The following is a 16,859-nucleotide window of genomic DNA, read 5'->3' on the forward strand; positions in this document are numbered from 1 at the left end:
TGCTTTAAAAGGATTATATCAGCTTTTTAAAGTTAAATCTTAACATTCGTAGTCAATCGTATAAAACTTGTTATAATAATACTAATCAAACAAAAGAGGTGACAGCATTGGATATCACACTATCACAGAAAATGAACGAATTTGGGGAATCGATTTTTAATGAACTAGCAAACTATAAGAAACAAAAATTGCGTGAGGGGCATGAGATGATTGACTTAAGTGTGGGCAGCCCTGATTTGCCGCCGCCGCCGTATGTCATGGATGTGTTGACTAGTCATGTGCAAGATCCTTCATTATATGGATATTCTTTAACGGGAACCGATGAGTTATATGAAGCCATTTCAGTATACTATTCAAACAGATTTGATGTTTCGGTACATAAGGAAAATGAGGTCTTAATGGTTATGGGTTCTCAAGATGGACTTGTCCACTTTCCGATGGTTTTTGCTAACCCGGGTGATGTAGTTCTTGTACCAGACCCTGGTTACACGGCATATGCAGCTGGTATTGCACTTTCAGGAGCAACACCTTATGGAATGCCACTAAAAGAAGAGAATCACTTTTTACCTGACTTGGATATTATCCCTGAGGATGTTTGCCAAAAGGCGAAATTGATGATTCTAAACTTTCCAGGCAACCCAGTACCAGCAATGGCTACAGAATCCTTTTTTAAGAAGGTTATCGAGTTCGCGAAAAAACATCAGATTATTGTACTCCATGATTTTGCCTATTCGGAGCTCTATTATGAAGAGAAGCCGATTAGTTTCTTATCAGTAGAAGGTGCTAAAGAAGTTGGAGTTGAGTTTAACTCACTTTCAAAAAGCTTTAATATGGCAGGCTGTCGAATTGGATATATAGTCGGGAACCAGGAAATCATTGCAGCTGTAAACCGACTTAAATCAAATCTCGATTATGGTGTTTTTTTACCCATCCAAAAAGCAGCGATTGCCGCGTTAGGTGAGACGTCAAGTTTCAGTGAAGAACTTCGACAAACGTACAAAGAACGACGTGATATTTTGGTAAAAGGTCTGGCTGAAATAGGTTGGCATGTTGATTCACCAAAAGCCTCCATGTTTATTTGGGCGAAGGTACCGGCTGGGTTTACCTCCACTGATTTTACTTATCATCTAATCGATGAAGCTGGCATTGTTGTCACTCCAGGGAATGCTTTTGGTCCAAGTGGCGAGGGCTATGTGCGAATTGGACTTGTTCAAAACGAAGCAACATTAGAAAAGGCTGTTCAGCGATTAAAAGAAATCACACTGTTAAAATAGAGAAGGGTAGTATTAAGACTCTCTCGCAGCTAGCAAGGCGAATCGATTCAGGATTCGTCTTATTTTTATGTAAAATATTGGGTAATATAAGTGTATTACTAACTCAGGAGTGTATTGGATGCACCTAATATATAACGCCTTGCTTCTTTTGGCTGCAATAAAATGGGGTGATTGGAGAAGTTGGCGAGAATATTACCCAACGATTTTATTCTTTATTATGGGCGATCTTTTAAAAAATTTCTTGTTCCATGATTACTTGATTTGGACCTACCAGGAAACGATGTTTGCTCAAAACATCCTATCGAATCATACATTTATTTCTTTATTAATTATGTTTGTTACCTATCCTTCCACGACTCTCATTTATCTAGGTCGCTTTCCTGAAGAGAAATGGAAACAGCTTCTTTGGATTGGACTGTGGGTATTCATATATGTAGTTATTGAATACATCAATTTGGAGTATTTGCATTTGATCAAACATCATCATGGTTGGTCGATGGGATGGTCGATTCTTTTTAATCTCGTTATGTTTCCAATGCTAAGACTTCATCAAAAACGACCTCTAATGGCTTTGGGGTTATCGATTATTTGGATTATTTTTCTATTAACTAGGTTTCCAATTCCATTGGAATACCTTAAATAAAAATCTAATGCAACTGAAAAAAACGGGTCAGCCGTGAGTCTTGTAGAAATAGAACTAAGAGAAGCTATTAAAAGCTTCTCCTTTTCTTTACATTCTTACGTCCACCACATCTCCCCAATGGACTCCTTCACCATAACCGGATTAAGAGTTTGAATGGCTTTTTTAAATCCTTCATCAACGGACATTAATCCATCCTCATGTTCTATACTTACGACATAATCATAGCCGAAAAGACGAAGGGTGCTAATCATATCAGCCCAAACCTTAGCGTCATGACCGTATCCAACTGTCCGGAAATACCAGGAACGGTTCTGCATTTCATGATAAGGAGTCATATCTGTTAAACCGTTACGGTTTGTATTTTGTTGATCGATCGTCGTATCCTTCGCATGGAAATGATGAATTGCGTTTTCACGTCCTAGTATTTTTATAGATTCAACAGGATCAATGCCTTGCCACCACATATGGCTTGGGTCAAGGTTTGCTCCGATTTCTGGGCCGCATGCTTCCCTTAAGCGTAGAAGCGTTGCGGGTGTATGAACGGAAAATCCGCCATGTAATTCAAGCCCAATTTTCACATTATGCTCTTTTGCGAATGCAGCTTTTTCCTTCCAATATGGGATGATTTTTTCTTCCCATTGCCATTTTAAAATTTCTTGGTACTCATTTGGCCATGGAGAAACAGGCCAGTTCGGGTATTTTGCATGTTCATGGTCACCTGGACAGCCAGAAAATGTATTTACAACAGGGACACCAAGCTGACTTGCTAATTTAACCGTTTTCATAAATAGAGAATCTGCTTCGTTTGCGATGTGTTTTTGAGGATGAAGAGGGTTGCTGTGACAACTTAAGGCGCTAATGATAAGCCCTCTGGTTGAAAACTTCTCTAGAAATTCCTTTTGTTTTTGTTCATTATCTAGTAATTCATCAATCTTACAGTGGGCATTACCAGGATAACCGCCCGTGCCTAATTCAACTGCTTCAATACCTTCTGCTGCGACATGGTCAAGCATATCGTCTAAAGTTTTATCCGAGAATAGGACTGTAAAAACCCCTAACTTCATATAGAATCCTCCCCAATTCATTATTTTTGTAATCCGTTACATCTCATTATAGCAAAGAAAATAAAAATTTGAATATATAAAATTGTTAAAATATAGGTTAATGTTTAAATATTGACAAAAATATTGAGAATACCTACAATCATAATTGTAATCGATTACAATTCCTTATCATAGATTGAAAGTGGGGACCATAAATGGCAAATATTCAACAAGTAGCCCAAAAAGCAGGAGTATCCGTTGCAACGGTTTCAAGGGTCCTTAATAATGCTACGTCTGTAAGTCCGAAAACACGACTAAAAGTTGAAAATGCAATCAAAGATCTTAATTATGAACCTAGTATGCTAGGAAGAAATCTTCGCAACTCCGAAAGTCGCCTGTTATTAGTATTGCTTCCAAGTATTTCAAATCCCTTTTACACAGAAATTATCAACGGGATTCAAAATACAGCCATTACCAACAACTACAATATACTTCTATGCGAAACGGACTCCAATCCACAACGAGAAAACATTTATTTTAATATGATTAAGAATAAATTAGCTGATGGTGTCATTTCGATGGACCCGACAGTCAATATGCACAAGTTAAATGAATTAGCTGAGAATTATTCTGTTATTCTTTGTAGTGAATACGAAGAGGGAGGGAGTATCCCTTATGTAACGATTGACAATGAATTGGCGGCTTATCAGGCTGTTAAGCATTTAATTAAGTTAGGTCATGAAAGAATAGCGCTCATCAATTCTGATGAAAAGTTTTTATACGCGAGACAACGTCGAAATGGGTATGAGCGAGCTTTAAAAGAATTTAATCTTCCAATCCGTGATGAGTGGATTTACCACACGAAAGAACTTGAATTTCAAAATGGTGTTCAGGCAATGAGGGTCATGTTCCAATTAGCGGAAAAGCCCACAGCTGTTTTTGCCGTTTCTGACACATTGGCTATTGGAGCCTTAAAAGGAATAAATGGTAACGGTTTACATGTTCCAAATGACATTGCTTTAGTAGGTTTTGATAATATTAGTTTCTCGAACATGACAAATCCTACATTAACCACCATTTCACAGCCGATGTATAAAATGGGGAGTCTTGCAGCAAACATGCTGATTAGTAGCATTCAAGGAGAAAAGGTAGAAAGTGTTGTCCTAGATCACGAATTAATTATTCGCGAGTCAACAATGGGATAGGATTTCCTACCTTTTTAAAAAAATAGGAAAGAGGGAGGTTTTCAATCATGGGTATAAAAGTGGGTATTATCGGGTGTGGTTCCATAGCTAGACATCGACACGCACCCGAGTATAAAGCAAATCCGCATGTTGAGGAGATTATTTTTTATGACCGTAAAGGTGAAAGAGCCCTGAGCTTGGCTAATGAATATGGAGGGCGAGCTGTAAAAACAGTTGAGGAACTTTTCGACGATCCTTCCATTGTTGCGATTAGCGATTGTTCTTCTAATGAAGCCCATCATATCAACACTACCAACGCGTTATTAAGTGGGAAGCATGTTTTATGTGAAAAACCAATAGCCATTAATGTGAAGTATGCGGAGGAAATCCTAGAAGCACAGAGGAAATCTGGGAAAAAATTAATGGTTGATCATAACCAACGTTTCACAAAAGCACATCAGAAAGCGAAAGAAATAATAGATAAAAAGGAACTAGGTGAGGTACTGACTTTCAAAACCTCATTTGGTCATCAAGGTCCTGAGAACTGGGGAGTCAACAAATCAAACTCCACTTGGTTTTTTAAAAAGGAACGCTCTCATTCAGGTGTTGCAGGTGATTTAGGAATTCATAAAATTGATTTAATTCATTACCTATTAGATGACGAAATTGAGGATGTGCATTCTTTCTATGGTGCATTAGATAAAGTGGATGAAAATGGTAAACCAATAGAGGTATGTGACAATGTTGTCTGTGCATTTAAAACACAAAAAGGGCGTTTGGGAACAGCTTCGTTTTCATGGACATATTACGGTTCTGAAGATAATTCAACGATTATCTACTGCCAATTTGGGATTTTAAAAATTTATCATGATCCAAATGCGCCACTAATCATTGAAAAAAGGGATGGCTCTGTTAAGAGGTATGATCTAGAGTCCATTCAGACGAATGATAACCAAACGAATACAGGTGTTATTGATGCTTTTATCAATTCAATCTTACATGATGTAGAGCCTCCAGTTACTGGTGAGCAAGCAGTTGCTTCACTTAGAGTTGTTGAGAAAATACTTGGTTTATAGATGTTGTTAGAAATGCATCACAAAGCTAGTTTTACCTCTCTGGAAAAAATGAGAATTATTACCTAAAATTAATTGACTGAATATTGTTTATCTTATACTATAAATGTAACGGATTACAAATTGAACATTCCTTAATAAAGTAATCAGTAGCGTAAAGCTTGTACGATGTATTCTTAATATGATTTGTAATCAATTACATCTTAAGTCAATGGAAATTGACGTTTCTGTGAAAAAATCCTTCGAATATCTTTCCAGATTACTAGGTTGAGAGGGGGAAACGATGAAACATATTGGGCTAGTTGGTTTGGGATTCATCGGTAAGACACATTTAGAAGCTTACCGTCATATCGAAAATTGTCAGGTAACGGCAATATGTACCCGAAATAAAGTAGAAGATTTTGAACTTCTTCACGCTTATAATGGGTCTTTTGTCACGGATTACGAATATTTATTACGTAATGAGGAAATAGACGTCATTGATATATGTTTACCAACCTTCCTACATGAAGACTATATTATTAAGGCAGCTAGGGCAGGCAAACATATTATCTGTGAAAAACCATTAACTCTTACACTAGAATCAGCAGATCGAATTATTCATGAAGTTACTAAAAATGGTGTCAAACTATTTGTCGGTCATGTTCTCCGCTTTTGGCCTGAGTATAAGGCAATTAAAATGCTGAGTGAAACTGACAAACTGAAAGATATTGAGATTGTTCATGCAAAGAGACTGGGGCAGCTACCTAAATGGAGTGATTGGTTTTTGCATCCCGAAAAAAGTGGTGGAGCCCTATTTGACCTACACTTACATGATATTGATTTCGTCCATTATTTAATAGGCGAGGTTGAATCCGTATATGCGGTTGGAAACAAAAATAAATATGATGCTTGGGACCACGTCATGACTACGCTTATTTTTAAGAATAAGTGTAAAGCATTCGTTGAAGCCTCTCAGCGTATGACGACTGGCTATCCTTTTACAATGTCATTACGAGCACAAGCGGCTCAAGGGACTCTAGATTTTAATTTAATAGCGGGTGAGAATATTGAAAATATCGATAAGGGCCCGAAACAACTCTTCTACTACAATCGCGAGGGAAAGTCAGCAGTTACCTTTGAAAAGAGCGATGCCTTTCAAAATGAATTATCTTATTTTTTGAATTGCATAGACAAGAATCAAGAAAATACTATAGTTCCTTTAAAAGACGTACTCTACACATTAAAACTACTTAAAAGTATAGAAGAATCGTTAGAATCAGGAAAACAAATATATATGTAGTTTACCATTTTACATACATCAGAGATCCTCACAAAAACCCACAACTTGATTAACTCCTAGAAAAGAAAGCGCTTATATTTACTAGTAAAAACTTTGATGTTACGAAGGTTTCAATATATTAATGAAATAAATAACTAGTTAAAAACGAGGGGGTTATTTTTTATGAAAAAAGTATTACGTTTAGTATCGCTGCTAGTTTTACTATTAATTCCTGTGCTGAGTGCGTGTAGTAATTCAGAACAAACAGGCGACAAACCAAGCGGGGATTCGGGAAAAGATTCTGGTGATAAGCATAAGATTGGTATTTTGGCACCAGCTGTTACACATGGATGGGTTGCAGCGGTTGCATATCATGCGGAAGCCCGAGCAAAGGAACTTTCTGGTGAGATTGAGTACCAGATTCAAACAAGTAGCAATGCAGCTGAAATGACTTCACAATTAGATGATTTAATGACGTGGGGGGCAGAAGCTATCGTAGCATTTCCACAATGGGAGGGTATGGAAGTACCTATTCAACGTGCATTAGATGAAGGAATCAAAGTTGTAAACTTTGACATTGTCATTGATGCAGAAGGTGTTTATCGAGTAGCGGGAGACAACGAGGACATGGGTGTTCAAGGTGCAAATTACGTTGTTGAAAAGATTGGTAAAGAAGGAAATGTCGTTATTCTAGAGGTACCATCCTCAGGCTCTGTTTCTGAATTGCGTAAGAAGGGATTTGTTGAAACCATTGAAGAAATTGCACCGGATATTGAGCTTCACACGTATGCGACTCAGTTTACAAGAGAAGATGGATTAAAAGATTTTGCAGATATTTTAACAAGCTTAGATAAAATTGATGCGGTCTATTCCCTGGATGATGAAACTTCCATTGGTGTTTTACAAGCAATTAAAGAGGCAGGAAGAACAGATATTAAAGTAGTAACCGGCGGCGGTGGTATGCAGGAGTATTTTAATATGATGCCTGAAAACGAAGATATCTGGATTCAGTCTGCTCTATATAGCCCGGCCATGGTAAAGGATGCTGTTGATGTTGCACTTAAGGTATTAAAAGGTGAGGATGCTGAAATGGAAACCATTATTCCTACAACGATTGTAGACAGAGATAATTATAAAGATTTCCTCGATGAGGGTTCACCTTACTAAGAAATAGAGCTCGAACACTTGAGGGCTATGGCAACACTGCTATAGCCTCTCTCTTTTACCTTTTTTGTGAGCCTTGTAGTGACTTTAAAGGTTTGGAAGTGATGACGTGTTAATTGAAATGAAACAAATCCGAAAATCCTTTGGAAGCAACCATGTACTTAAGGATGTATCTTTTTCCTTAAAAGGCGGTGAAATCTGCGCATTGCTTGGGGAAAATGGGGCAGGAAAGTCTACATTGATGAATATTTTGGGTGGAGTTTTGCAGACGGACTTTGGCTCTATACACATTGACGGGAAACAAGTGGAATTTGCTACACCAGCACAATCTCAGGATGCTGGAATTGCCTTCATCCACCAAGAGCTCAACTTAATCAACGATTTACCAATCTATGAGAATATGTTCCTCGGCCGAGAGTTGAAAACAAAGAGAGGCAGCTTGAATTTAGAGAAAATGTATCAAGAAACAAAAGAGATGTTTACCAAAATGAACGTAGACCTTGATCCGAATAAATTGGTTCGAGAACTTGATGCCTCCTATAAACAAATCATCGAAATATGCCGGGCTATGATGACAAATGCGTCGATTATTATTATGGACGAACCGACGACTTCCTTAACAGACCAGGAAATCGATCGAGTCTTTGCGATGATGAGAACCTTAAAGAAACATAATGTCGGTATTATCTTTATTTCTCATAAATTAAATGAGGTTATGGAGATTTGTAATCGCTATCTTGTGCTTCGTGATGGTAACTTGGTGTCTGAAGGTAATGTCAGCGAAGTAACAACGAATGATCTTGCACGATATATGGTGGGACATGATGTGAGAACAGAATCTCTAATCAGAGAGAAGAAGTTAGGAAATGAGATTCTACGTGTTGAAGGCTTAACTTCTGGTCATAACTTTAGGGATATTAGCTTTTCAGTTCGAGCGGGAGAAATTGTCGGTTTTACAGGGCTTCTCGGTGATGGACGAAGTGAACTTTTTCAATCTATTTTTGGAGCAGACGAGATTTCATCAGGGAAGATTCTCCTGAACGGTAAGGAAGTAAAGATAACGAGTACGACGAAAGCAATTAAGGAAGGAATTGCCTATCTGCCACGAAATCGCAAAGAAAATGCCATTATCAAGGATATGAACATTTTAGAAAATGCTTCAATCGTTACTTGGCCAACGTTTTCAAAACGGGGAACGATTAATACTAAAAGGCATCAGGAGATTTTCGAAGAGCATAGAAAAGCATTACGATTGAAAATGGGTGACCTTACTGACAGTATAACGAGTCTCTCTGGAGGAAATCAGCAAAAGGTTGTCCTAGCAAAATGGTTGGCTGCTAACCCAAAACTTCTTATCTTGGACAATCCTACCCAAGGTGTTGATGTTGGGGCGAAGGAAGATATCTATGACATTATCTTAAAACTAGCTGAAGAAAATATTGCAGTTGTTGTTCTTTCCAGTGAAGCGAATGAAATCATACGCGTCTGTGATCGAGCAATCGTCATGTATCATGGTACCATCCAGGGGGAAGTCGCTGGAGAAGATATGAATGAGCATTCCATCATGAGTCTTGCAACAGGTGGGGACTTAAGTGAGGGAGAGGTAAGCTAAATGAAGCCAAGTATCGATCAAACAACAATCAAGAATAAGAAAAACTTTTTGGAATGGTTTAAATATAAATGGTCAAATGACCCACTATTCAGTATCGCAATTGCATTAATCATTATGGTTATTTTACAAACATTGGTTTTAGGCTTTGATTATGATTCATTTGGAGAATGGTTTCAGTCGTGGATCAATAACTGGATTAATATTTTACGCAATAATGCAGGGACAGCGATTGTTGCTTTAGGGATGACCTTTGTTATCATGACAGGCGGAATTGATTTAGCTGTTGGTTCAACCTTGGTTGTCACTGGCGCCTTTTCGATGATGCTCCTAGATACGAGTACAAAAGGGTTTCTGGGAATGATGGGAATCACAGGTGCACCTGCATTTATCATCACAATTCTACTGGTTTTACTAGCAGGGTATCTATTAGGTTCACTTATTGGAGTTAGTATTACAAAAGGGAATGTTCCCCCGTTTATTGCAACATTAGGAGCGATGATGATATTTAGAAGTGTGACACAGCACTTCATGCAAGGATATAATCCTACTGTTCCAGTTGAATTTTTACAAATCGCAAGCTTTAAAATTGGAAACTATATGATTATGCCAATTATATATTGGGCAATCATTGCCTATATACTTTACTACGTATCGAAAAGAACAACCTTCGGAAGACATATCATTGCGGTTGGATCAAACGAAAGAGCCGCCAAGTTATCTGGTATCAATGTAGAAAAAGTGAAACTAAAGGTATATGCTCTTATGGGGCTGCTTGTGTCAATAGCCGCAATCATCCAGGTTTCAAGAATTGGATCAATGGACTTTTCAAATGCAGGAAGAGGAATGGAAATGGATGCAATCGCAGCAGCGGTTGTTGGAGGAACAAACATGATGGGGGGAAGAGGTTTCATTCTAGGAACGGTCTACGGGATGCTAATCATTGCCGTCATGAATAACCTTCTTAACCTATTCGGGGTACCACCATTTTTAAGGGAAGCATTTAAAGGTGTAATTGTAATTGCTGCTGTTTTATTGCAGAAAAAAGAAAAAACGTCATAAGATGATATTTACAAGAAGCATTTCTTTTTAAAGGAGAAATGCTTTTTTTATTGAATAATTTAATACGGGAAGTTTAAGAAATGAGAGGTCTCTAAATGAAGACGAAAAATAAGTTGGTTCGAATGACCAAAGTTCTTTCGATGGCTTTTTTGATTTTCAGTAAAATCTACTGGTATAAACTTCGTAGAAAGCCACAGGCTGAATGGGATAAACTTTGGGAGCAGATAGGTACAACATTTCGCAAAACGCTTTTTGAATTGGAAGGTTTACTGATTAAGGTAGGGCAAATATTAAGCACCAGGGCTGATTTGCTTCCCAAACCTTTTATTAAGCAAATAGAGGATCTAACAGATAAGGTTCCTTCTTCAAATTGGAGTGATATTGAGAGAATTCTTAAAGACGAGTGGGATCGACCTATTCATAGCATTTTTCAATCAATTGATAAAGAGGCAATTGCTTCTGCGTCCATTGGTGAAGTATATCAGGGTGTTCTTAAAAATGGAGCGAAGGTTGCAATCAAAGTCCAAAGGCCAGATATTCAGTCGATTTTAAAAACGGATTTCCGGTCGTTAGCGATTATTATTTGGTTTGCTGATCATTTTGTACCAGTTCCGAAGGGATTTATTAACTTCAAGGTCCTATTTAAAGAAATAAAACAAGTAATTGAGCGAGAGTTAGATTATACAAAGGAAAGACAAACACTTGAGTCCTTTTCCGAGCGGTTTAAGGATATGTACAATGTCAAAATTCCAATGGTCTACCCAGAGTACAGTACTTCAAAGGTTCTTGTCATGGAATGGGTTGATGGTATAAAGATATCAAGTATCGAGGATATCCAATCCATTGACCGGAAAAAGATTGCCCAGAGTTTAATAGAACTTTTCCTTCCACAATGGCTGGAACCAGGTATGTTTCATGCCGACCCTCACCCTGGGAATGTTCTGCTATCAAAGGAAGGGAAAATCATCTTACTTGATTTCGGGATGATTGGGGAAATTTCGAAAAAAGATGCGAAACAGTTTCAAGGTTTAATTGAAAGCTTTCTTACCAAGAATTATTCAAAAACGGTTGATTGTTTATCACAATTAGGATTTTTATTGCCTGAGGCTGACCATCGTACAATGGAAAAGCTGTTAGAGGAATTGATGTCGTTTGAACTGTCTCAATTAAAGGAGATAGACCTTATTGCCTTTAAACGTGACATGAATGATATCATTCAAGCACTACCGATCCAAGTCCCAACACGATTTATCTTTTTAGGGAGATCCTTTGTAGCAATTGAAGGGATTACTCTCAATCTAATCACTGAGGATGATGTAGTGGAAATAGTAAAACCAGTGTTCACGAGCTGGTTGAACAAGGAAGGCAATCAGAAATGGTCATTGGTCTGGCAATGGATTCAGGCACAGCCAGTGTTTAAGATTTTCCATTCAGTCCAACAGTTCTTGCAGTTACCTCAAAAATTAGAGGATTTGAAGGAAATTGAACATAGAAGAGAATTCCAATTTACGATTTATGAAACGAATAAAAAGCATTTATTTCAGTTGTCTTTACTTGGCATTATAGGAATGGGAGTCAGTATTTTTACTTCACAATTAATCTTGCTTTATCTTTCTGGTGGACTAACAGCAATCTCAAGTATTGGATATTTTAAAGTTACACAGAAACAGAAAAAATGGATGAGGCATATGCATGAAAAACGGAGATGAAAAAGGAGTGTTTCTTTTGTCTGAAATTGATGAGTTAAAATTAAGTAAACCAGCATTACGTGCTTTGCGTGGAGCGGGATACATCATGCTAGAACAGTTCACAAAGCTAACCGAGAGAGAAGTATTGGCTTTACATGGTGTGGGTCCAACTGCCATTAGGGAGATTCGATTAGCGCTAGGGGAAAAGGGGCTTGCTTTTAAAACAGAAGCGTAAAATAGAATCGCGAGGGTTATTCCCCGCGATTTTCATGTTCAACACTTTGTTTAGTTTGATTGTACATGTAACGAATCATCTTCATCGTTCTACTACCTTGAATCATGATGATAATCGTATAGATTGTTGTTAAGATAACCGCAAAAATCCCAATATAAAACAATGTTGTGATTTTGGTTGCTCTACTAATCATATCAAACCTCCAATTAGTTTAGTCTATTTGTAGCTTTTACGACTTAGATGAGATTATCCGTTTTTCATAAATTGTTCTTCACCCGCCCAATTTGTTTGTGTGATACACTATTAGCAATTGGCTAAAAGGGGAATTCAGAATGTCTGAAACAATAAAAAAACCAAGATTAGTAATCATTGCAATTGCATTGGGTGCGATTTTAAATCCGCTTAATACAACGATGATTACGGTTGCCTTACCTTCGATTCAGCACGATTTCACGCTTTCTTCTAAGGATATTTCGTGGTTAATCGCCTCTTACTTCATTGTAAGTGCTATTTTTTTACCCATTATCGGAAGACTCAGCGACCATTATGGTAGGAAAAAAATCTTTCTCATCGGGTTATTGCTCGTTTTACTATCATCTGTTTTAGCACCCTTGTCACAAAACATGATGACATTACTTGGCCTGAGATTGATTCAAGCCATTGGCACCTCTGCTCTGTATCCTGCAGGGATTGGTATGGTTCGCTTATATATTAAACAAAATCAAAATCGGGTAATCGGAACATTGGCGGTGTTCGCAACAACATCTGCTGCGTTTGGACCTACAATTAGTGGACTGCTCATTCAATATGGTGGCTGGCCGGTTATTTTTTATGTAAATCTCCCAGTCATTTTCCTTTCCGCATTTTTAACCGTGTTCTATATTCCAAAAGACGAGCCAACAAAAGGGACCTCTTTTAAGTGGGACATCATTGGGATGCTGTTATTTAGTGCATTCATCACGAGTTGGATGGTCTTTTTGCTATCAGTGGAAGGCGGATTTAATATAGGGTACTTCGTCCTATCACTAGGATTATCTGTCCTTTTTTATACATACGAAAAAAAGAAAGCAGACCCGTTAATCAATGTTGTATTTTTAAGAAAGAATCCGACTATTTCCGTTGTTTATGCGCAGTACATTTTATCAACATTGATATTCTTTTCGATCTTGTTGTTTACACCAACTTATTTGCAGGAAGTGATCGGTTTAGGTTCGAAATATACAGGATTGATGATGTTGGCGCTATCCGTATGTGCCATGGTCACAACGCCAGTTGCAACAAGATGGGCAGAAAGAGTAGGGTACCGAGTTCCATTACTAGTTGGGGCAGCAGTGGGTATTGTAGGAGTGGGATTCCTGTTTGCGACTACGAAAAATTCCTCATTGCTCTGGATAATCATCGTATTAGCATTGTTTGGAATCAGTAACGGACTGATGAACATTAGCCTCCAAAACTTATTGTATAGTTTTATCAGCGTTGCTCAATCGGGAATCGCCTCAGGTCTCTTAATGACCTCAAGGTTTATCGGGAATATTTTAGCCTCAAGCATATACGGGGTTGTGTTTGCCGTTGGATTACATGATAGTAGTAAAAATTCGATGACAATCGCTTTATTGGCCGTTTCGCTGCTTATCATACCTGGAATGCTTTATGTAACGAATCAAAAAACAAAGACTGAACAGTGGTAAAGGAAAAGCCATCATGCAGCTGGGGCATGATGGCTTGTTTTTGTGTTACAAAAATAATCCCAAGTTAAGAAGGATTCTCGCTCTTTTCCACGAACTATTCAGTTAGGCTTTTTTTAAGTTCTAAAAATGCTTCAACTGAGTCATCAAGTAACCTTTCTCGATTCTGATCTTCGTTGACATCTGTATCAACTTCCATCTCAGATTTTAAAATGCCATATGTATCATTTGGATCAAAAAAGTTTTGTTTGTCTTTTGTCATATGCATTTCACCCCTTAAAGGTAGTGTAGGCAATTGAGTAAAATATACTCTACTTTCTTATGGGGCGTTCAAGTGTTAAAATTTCGTCGTCAAGGGAGGCGAATTGTTGGTCCACCACTGCTTTCACGTCATGTACTGCAGCATTGTAAATATGTGGTGCTAGTTTTTCTTTGACAAAATGTAAGACCTGTTCTGCCGCAAACTCGCTGATTTCTTCATCTCTTTCTAGCGAGAAATAGGCTTGTATGTCCGAAATCATCATTTGCTGTTGTTCTTTCGATAACTTAATAAACAATCAAAACACTCCTATTCTATAAAGGTGGAAGCATGATGAAATTAAAAACAATTTTAATTATCGTACCACTGCTTATTGTTTTACTATACAGTTTTACATATGTTCCTCACAAGATATTTGATATCAATCCCGATGAGGTTTCAAAAATCCATATTGTAGATGGAAATTCTGGATACAGAATGGATATTGTATCCGAACAAGAAATCAACCGTATTATTACTAATTTAAATGAAGTGACCTTTAAAAAAGGAAAGCTTTCGGCTGGTTATATGGGATACCGCTTTGACACAACGATATACGATACAAACGACGAGCCCATGAAGGAGTTGATCATAAATTCAAGTGACACCATTAGGTATAAGGGGTTCTTTTATACATCTACTGATACGGAACTTGAATACGAGTTCATCGATGAGCTAGTTGAAAAATCAGTGAGTAACCAAGAAAATCAAAACCAAGACTAAGCCGTAAAAGAAAAAGGATGAGCTGCGATAGCTCATCCTTTTATAATTAATAGATTCGGTCACCATTAAAGATTGAGTTCTTAACGATCACATAATCCACGTGGCGGATGGAATCTAGTTTCGTTCCTCCAGCATAAGAGATAGAGGACTGAAGGTCTTGTTCCATTTCTTTTAGTGTATCTTTTAATGAGCCTTTGTGCTCAACATAGATTTTCTTGCCTTCAACATTTTTCTTTTCACCTTTTTGGAATTCAGAAGCTGAACCGAAGTATTCCTTAACTAGCTTACCTTCGACTTCTGTTGTTTCACCTGGTGACTCTTCGTGTCCTGCGAAAAGGGAACCGATCATGACCATTTTTGCACCAAAGCGAATTGATTTTGCGATATCACCATGCGTACGGATACCACCGTCAGCTATGACAGGCTTAGTTGCAGCCTTTGCACACCAACGAAGTGCAGCTAGCTGCCAACCACCAGTTCCAAAACCAGTTTTAATTTTAGTGATACACACTTTACCAGGCCCAATTCCAACCTTTGTAGCATCAGCTCCAGCATTTTCTAGTTCTCTTACTGCTTCTGGAGTACCAACGTTACCAGCGATTACGAAGCTTTTTGGTAAATGCGCTTTTATATGTTTAATCATTTCAATTACTGAATTCGAATGACCATGTGCAATGTCAATTGTAATAAATTCAGGTACAAGATTTTCTTCAGCAAGTTGTTCAACGAACGTGTATTCCTCGGGCTTCACTCCAACACTGATAGAAGCGATTAAACCGCGTGATTGCATATCCTTAATAAAATCGACACGTTTTTCTGGATTAAAACGGTGCATGATATAGAAATAACCATTTTCAGCTAAAAATAATGCGATGTTCTCATCTATAATGGTCTGCATGTTTGCAGGGACAACCGGTAGTTTAAATGTGTGGCCACCAAATTCAACTGTTGTGTCACACTCTGAACGACTGTTAACAATACATTTTGCAGGGATTAACTGAATATCTTCATAATCAAATACATTTTCCATTTAAAAAACACTCCTAAAACCGAATATTATTTTCTTGGTTGTTCAATAATGTTCGTACATTAGATAATTTACATGATTTTTAAACCGTTGTCAAAGCTTTTTTAGTATTGGCCTACGAACTAACGAATAACCATGAAAAAAAGCCTGCGTTGTACGCAAGCTTGTACTATAAAATATCATTTAATTCTGAATCAGAATAAACGGAGATTAAGATCACAGCCTTCGTATCCCCAATGTTTTTTACGAAATGCGGGACGCTTGCATTCCAGCTGAAAGAATCTCCCTCCTCAACAATAACGGAATCTTCTCCTTGTTCAGCAAGAATTTTTCCTTGTAAGACCAAATGGCATTCTTCCCCTTCATGGGCGTTCGGCTCTCCCATTGATGCACCAGGTGGACATTCGACAATCATCATACGAAGCCCGCCTTTAGAGGTGAGGTGTTCTACTTTTAAATTGTTAAAGGAGGTAGTCGTTCTATCATCCTTACGAACAACACGCATATGTTCTTTCTTTTCTAATAATAAGTAGGGAAGTGGAATTTCAAGAAAATCAGAAATTGTTTTTAGTGTATTAATGGATGGAGACGTATTATTGTTTTCAACATTACTAATAAAACCTTTTGATAGACCAGTGCCTTCACACATTTGGGCGATTGTGATTTTTTTTCGATTTCGTATCGCACGAATTTTTGTACCAATATCCATAGCTTTACCTCACATGTTTTCTAGTATGAAACTTTCTTTAATAGTAGCAAAAAAAATGTTGACAAGCTACTAGGTTCCTTGTTATCTTATAAACAACAAATATTCATATTAGAAAACAAAACCTGTATAGGTTTTTCTTTTTGTCAGATAGTTTCCTAATAAGAATATTTTATCTCTATAT

The 16,859-nt window shown here is 37.6% G+C and carries 18 protein-coding genes; 12 read left to right on the top strand and 6 right to left on the bottom strand.

All coding sequences use genetic code 11. From position 1 onward, the window contains the following. Positions 1–107 precede the first annotated feature (107 nt). Entirely contained in the window at positions 108–1,274 is a 1,167-nt protein-coding gene (locus ACFSFW_RS03055; protein ID WP_388035106.1) for an LL-diaminopimelate aminotransferase, read from the top strand. 118 nt (positions 1,275–1,392) lie between these two features. Next, on the top strand, positions 1,393–1,917 hold the full coding sequence (locus ACFSFW_RS03060) for a CBO0543 family protein (RefSeq protein WP_304212319.1): 525 nt from the start codon (positions 1,393–1,395) through the stop codon (positions 1,915–1,917). Positions 1,918–2,012: 95 nt separating this feature from the next. On the opposite strand, the gene ACFSFW_RS03065 is transcribed toward ACFSFW_RS03060, so the two are convergent. Continuing rightward, a complete protein-coding gene (locus ACFSFW_RS03065) occupies positions 2,013–2,981 on the bottom strand; it encodes a sugar phosphate isomerase/epimerase family protein (protein ID WP_304212317.1) in 969 nt (322 codons plus the stop codon). Positions 2,982–3,175: 194 nt separating this feature from the next. Between ACFSFW_RS03065 and ACFSFW_RS03070 the strand changes: the two genes are divergently transcribed. From ACFSFW_RS03070 to ACFSFW_RS03105, 8 genes are all read left to right on the top strand, one after another. Beyond that, entirely contained in the window at positions 3,176–4,165 is a 990-nt protein-coding gene (locus ACFSFW_RS03070; RefSeq protein ID WP_304212314.1) for a LacI family DNA-binding transcriptional regulator, read from the top strand. A 47-nt stretch (positions 4,166–4,212) separates the two neighbouring features. Continuing rightward, positions 4,213–5,220 carry a Gfo/Idh/MocA family protein gene (locus tag ACFSFW_RS03075; RefSeq protein WP_304212311.1) on the top strand — a complete coding sequence of 336 codons (1,008 nt, stop codon included), beginning with the start codon at positions 4,213–4,215 and terminating at the stop codon, positions 5,218–5,220. Between the two features lie 280 nt (positions 5,221–5,500). Beyond that, positions 5,501–6,499, top strand: coding sequence for a Gfo/Idh/MocA family protein (locus tag ACFSFW_RS03080; RefSeq protein WP_388035112.1), 999 nt, complete (start codon positions 5,501–5,503; stop codon positions 6,497–6,499). 162 nt (positions 6,500–6,661) lie between these two features. Beyond that, positions 6,662–7,645 carry an ABC transporter substrate-binding protein gene (locus ACFSFW_RS03085; protein ID WP_304212306.1) on the top strand — a complete coding sequence of 328 codons (984 nt, stop codon included), beginning with the start codon at positions 6,662–6,664 and terminating at the stop codon, positions 7,643–7,645. A gap of 118 nt (positions 7,646–7,763) precedes the next feature. Next, positions 7,764–9,254, top strand: coding sequence for a sugar ABC transporter ATP-binding protein (locus ACFSFW_RS03090; protein WP_388036012.1), 1,491 nt, complete (start codon positions 7,764–7,766; stop codon positions 9,252–9,254). Next, entirely contained in the window at positions 9,255–10,313 is a 1,059-nt protein-coding gene (locus tag ACFSFW_RS03095; protein WP_388035115.1) for an ABC transporter permease, read from the top strand. A 95-nt stretch (positions 10,314–10,408) separates the two neighbouring features. Beyond that, the gene (locus tag ACFSFW_RS03100; protein ID WP_388035118.1) at positions 10,409–12,022 is read left to right on the top strand and encodes an ABC1 kinase family protein; all 1,614 of its coding nucleotides are present in this window, start codon (positions 10,409–10,411) and stop codon (positions 12,020–12,022) included. Further along, positions 12,006–12,236: a DNA-directed RNA polymerase subunit alpha C-terminal domain-containing protein gene (locus ACFSFW_RS03105; RefSeq protein ID WP_304212294.1), complete on the top strand. Its 231-nt coding sequence runs from the start codon at positions 12,006–12,008 to the stop codon at positions 12,234–12,236. Before ACFSFW_RS03100 ends, ACFSFW_RS03105 begins: the two co-directional genes overlap by 17 nt. Before the next feature lie 16 nt (positions 12,237–12,252). Here the strand turns inward: ACFSFW_RS03105 and ACFSFW_RS03110 are convergent, their stop codons facing one another. Beyond that, complete coding sequence (locus ACFSFW_RS03110) at positions 12,253–12,429, bottom strand: hypothetical protein (protein ID WP_304212292.1); 177 nt, start codon at positions 12,427–12,429, stop codon at positions 12,253–12,255. Positions 12,430–12,568: 139 nt separating this feature from the next. Here ACFSFW_RS03110 and ACFSFW_RS03115 point away from each other — a divergent pair, with 139 nt between their 5' ends. Beyond that, positions 12,569–13,924: an MFS transporter gene (locus tag ACFSFW_RS03115; protein WP_388035122.1), complete on the top strand. Its 1,356-nt coding sequence runs from the start codon at positions 12,569–12,571 to the stop codon at positions 13,922–13,924. Between the two features lie 94 nt (positions 13,925–14,018). Here ACFSFW_RS03115 and ACFSFW_RS03120 read toward each other — a convergent pair whose 3' ends face one another. Continuing rightward, positions 14,019–14,183 (bottom strand): hypothetical protein, encoded by a 165-nt coding sequence (locus ACFSFW_RS03120; RefSeq protein ID WP_304212286.1) that lies wholly within the window; start codon positions 14,181–14,183, stop codon positions 14,019–14,021. 49 nt (positions 14,184–14,232) lie between these two features. Further along, positions 14,233–14,478 (bottom strand): DUF2164 domain-containing protein, encoded by a 246-nt coding sequence (locus ACFSFW_RS03125; RefSeq protein WP_388035125.1) that lies wholly within the window; start codon positions 14,476–14,478, stop codon positions 14,233–14,235. Between the two features lie 35 nt (positions 14,479–14,513). Here ACFSFW_RS03125 and ACFSFW_RS03130 point away from each other — a divergent pair, with 35 nt between their 5' ends. After that, a complete protein-coding gene (locus ACFSFW_RS03130; protein ID WP_388035128.1) occupies positions 14,514–14,942 on the top strand; it encodes a hypothetical protein in 429 nt (142 codons plus the stop codon). A 46-nt stretch (positions 14,943–14,988) separates the two neighbouring features. On the opposite strand, the gene guaC is transcribed toward ACFSFW_RS03130, so the two are convergent. Beyond that, positions 14,989–15,972, bottom strand: coding sequence for a GMP reductase (gene guaC, locus ACFSFW_RS03135; protein ID WP_388035131.1), 984 nt, complete (start codon positions 15,970–15,972; stop codon positions 14,989–14,991). A 166-nt stretch (positions 15,973–16,138) separates the two neighbouring features. Further along, positions 16,139–16,678: a helix-turn-helix domain-containing protein gene (locus tag ACFSFW_RS03140; protein ID WP_304212276.1), complete on the bottom strand. Its 540-nt coding sequence runs from the start codon at positions 16,676–16,678 to the stop codon at positions 16,139–16,141. Positions 16,679–16,859 lie beyond the last annotated feature (181 nt).

This window comes from Ferdinandcohnia salidurans, from assembly GCF_042680725.1.
Classification (GTDB): Bacteria; Bacillota; Bacilli; order Bacillales; family Bacillaceae_L; genus Ferdinandcohnia; species Ferdinandcohnia salidurans.

Bases quoted from the DNA above. Each gene is read 5' to 3' on its own strand.
- ACFSFW_RS03060 (WP_304212319.1), top strand. From the start codon at position 1,393: ATGCACCTAATATATAACGCCTTGCTTCTTTTGGCTGCAATAAAATGG.
- ACFSFW_RS03065 (WP_304212317.1), bottom strand. From the start codon at position 2,981: ATGAAGTTAGGGGTTTTTACAGTCCTATTCTCGGATAAAACTTTAGAC.
- ACFSFW_RS03070 (WP_304212314.1), top strand. From the start codon at position 3,176: ATGGCAAATATTCAACAAGTAGCCCAAAAAGCAGGAGTATCCGTTGCA.
- ACFSFW_RS03075 (WP_304212311.1), top strand. From the start codon at position 4,213: ATGGGTATAAAAGTGGGTATTATCGGGTGTGGTTCCATAGCTAGACAT.
- ACFSFW_RS03080 (WP_388035112.1), top strand. From the start codon at position 5,501: ATGAAACATATTGGGCTAGTTGGTTTGGGATTCATCGGTAAGACACAT.
- ACFSFW_RS03085 (WP_304212306.1), top strand. From the start codon at position 6,662: ATGAAAAAAGTATTACGTTTAGTATCGCTGCTAGTTTTACTATTAATT.
- ACFSFW_RS03090 (WP_388036012.1), top strand. From the start codon at position 7,764: ATGAAACAAATCCGAAAATCCTTTGGAAGCAACCATGTACTTAAGGAT.
- ACFSFW_RS03095 (WP_388035115.1), top strand. From the start codon at position 9,255: ATGAAGCCAAGTATCGATCAAACAACAATCAAGAATAAGAAAAACTTT.
- ACFSFW_RS03100 (WP_388035118.1), top strand. From the start codon at position 10,409: ATGAAGACGAAAAATAAGTTGGTTCGAATGACCAAAGTTCTTTCGATG.
- ACFSFW_RS03105 (WP_304212294.1), top strand. From the start codon at position 12,006: ATGAAAAACGGAGATGAAAAAGGAGTGTTTCTTTTGTCTGAAATTGAT.
- ACFSFW_RS03110 (WP_304212292.1), bottom strand. From the start codon at position 12,429: ATGATTAGTAGAGCAACCAAAATCACAACATTGTTTTATATTGGGATT.
- ACFSFW_RS03115 (WP_388035122.1), top strand. From the start codon at position 12,569: ATGTCTGAAACAATAAAAAAACCAAGATTAGTAATCATTGCAATTGCA.
- ACFSFW_RS03120 (WP_304212286.1), bottom strand. From the start codon at position 14,183: ATGACAAAAGACAAACAAAACTTTTTTGATCCAAATGATACATATGGC.
- ACFSFW_RS03130 (WP_388035128.1), top strand. From the start codon at position 14,514: ATGAAATTAAAAACAATTTTAATTATCGTACCACTGCTTATTGTTTTA.
- guaC (WP_388035131.1), bottom strand. From the start codon at position 15,972: ATGGAAAATGTATTTGATTATGAAGATATTCAGTTAATCCCTGCAAAA.
- ACFSFW_RS03140 (WP_304212276.1), bottom strand. From the start codon at position 16,678: ATGGATATTGGTACAAAAATTCGTGCGATACGAAATCGAAAAAAAATC.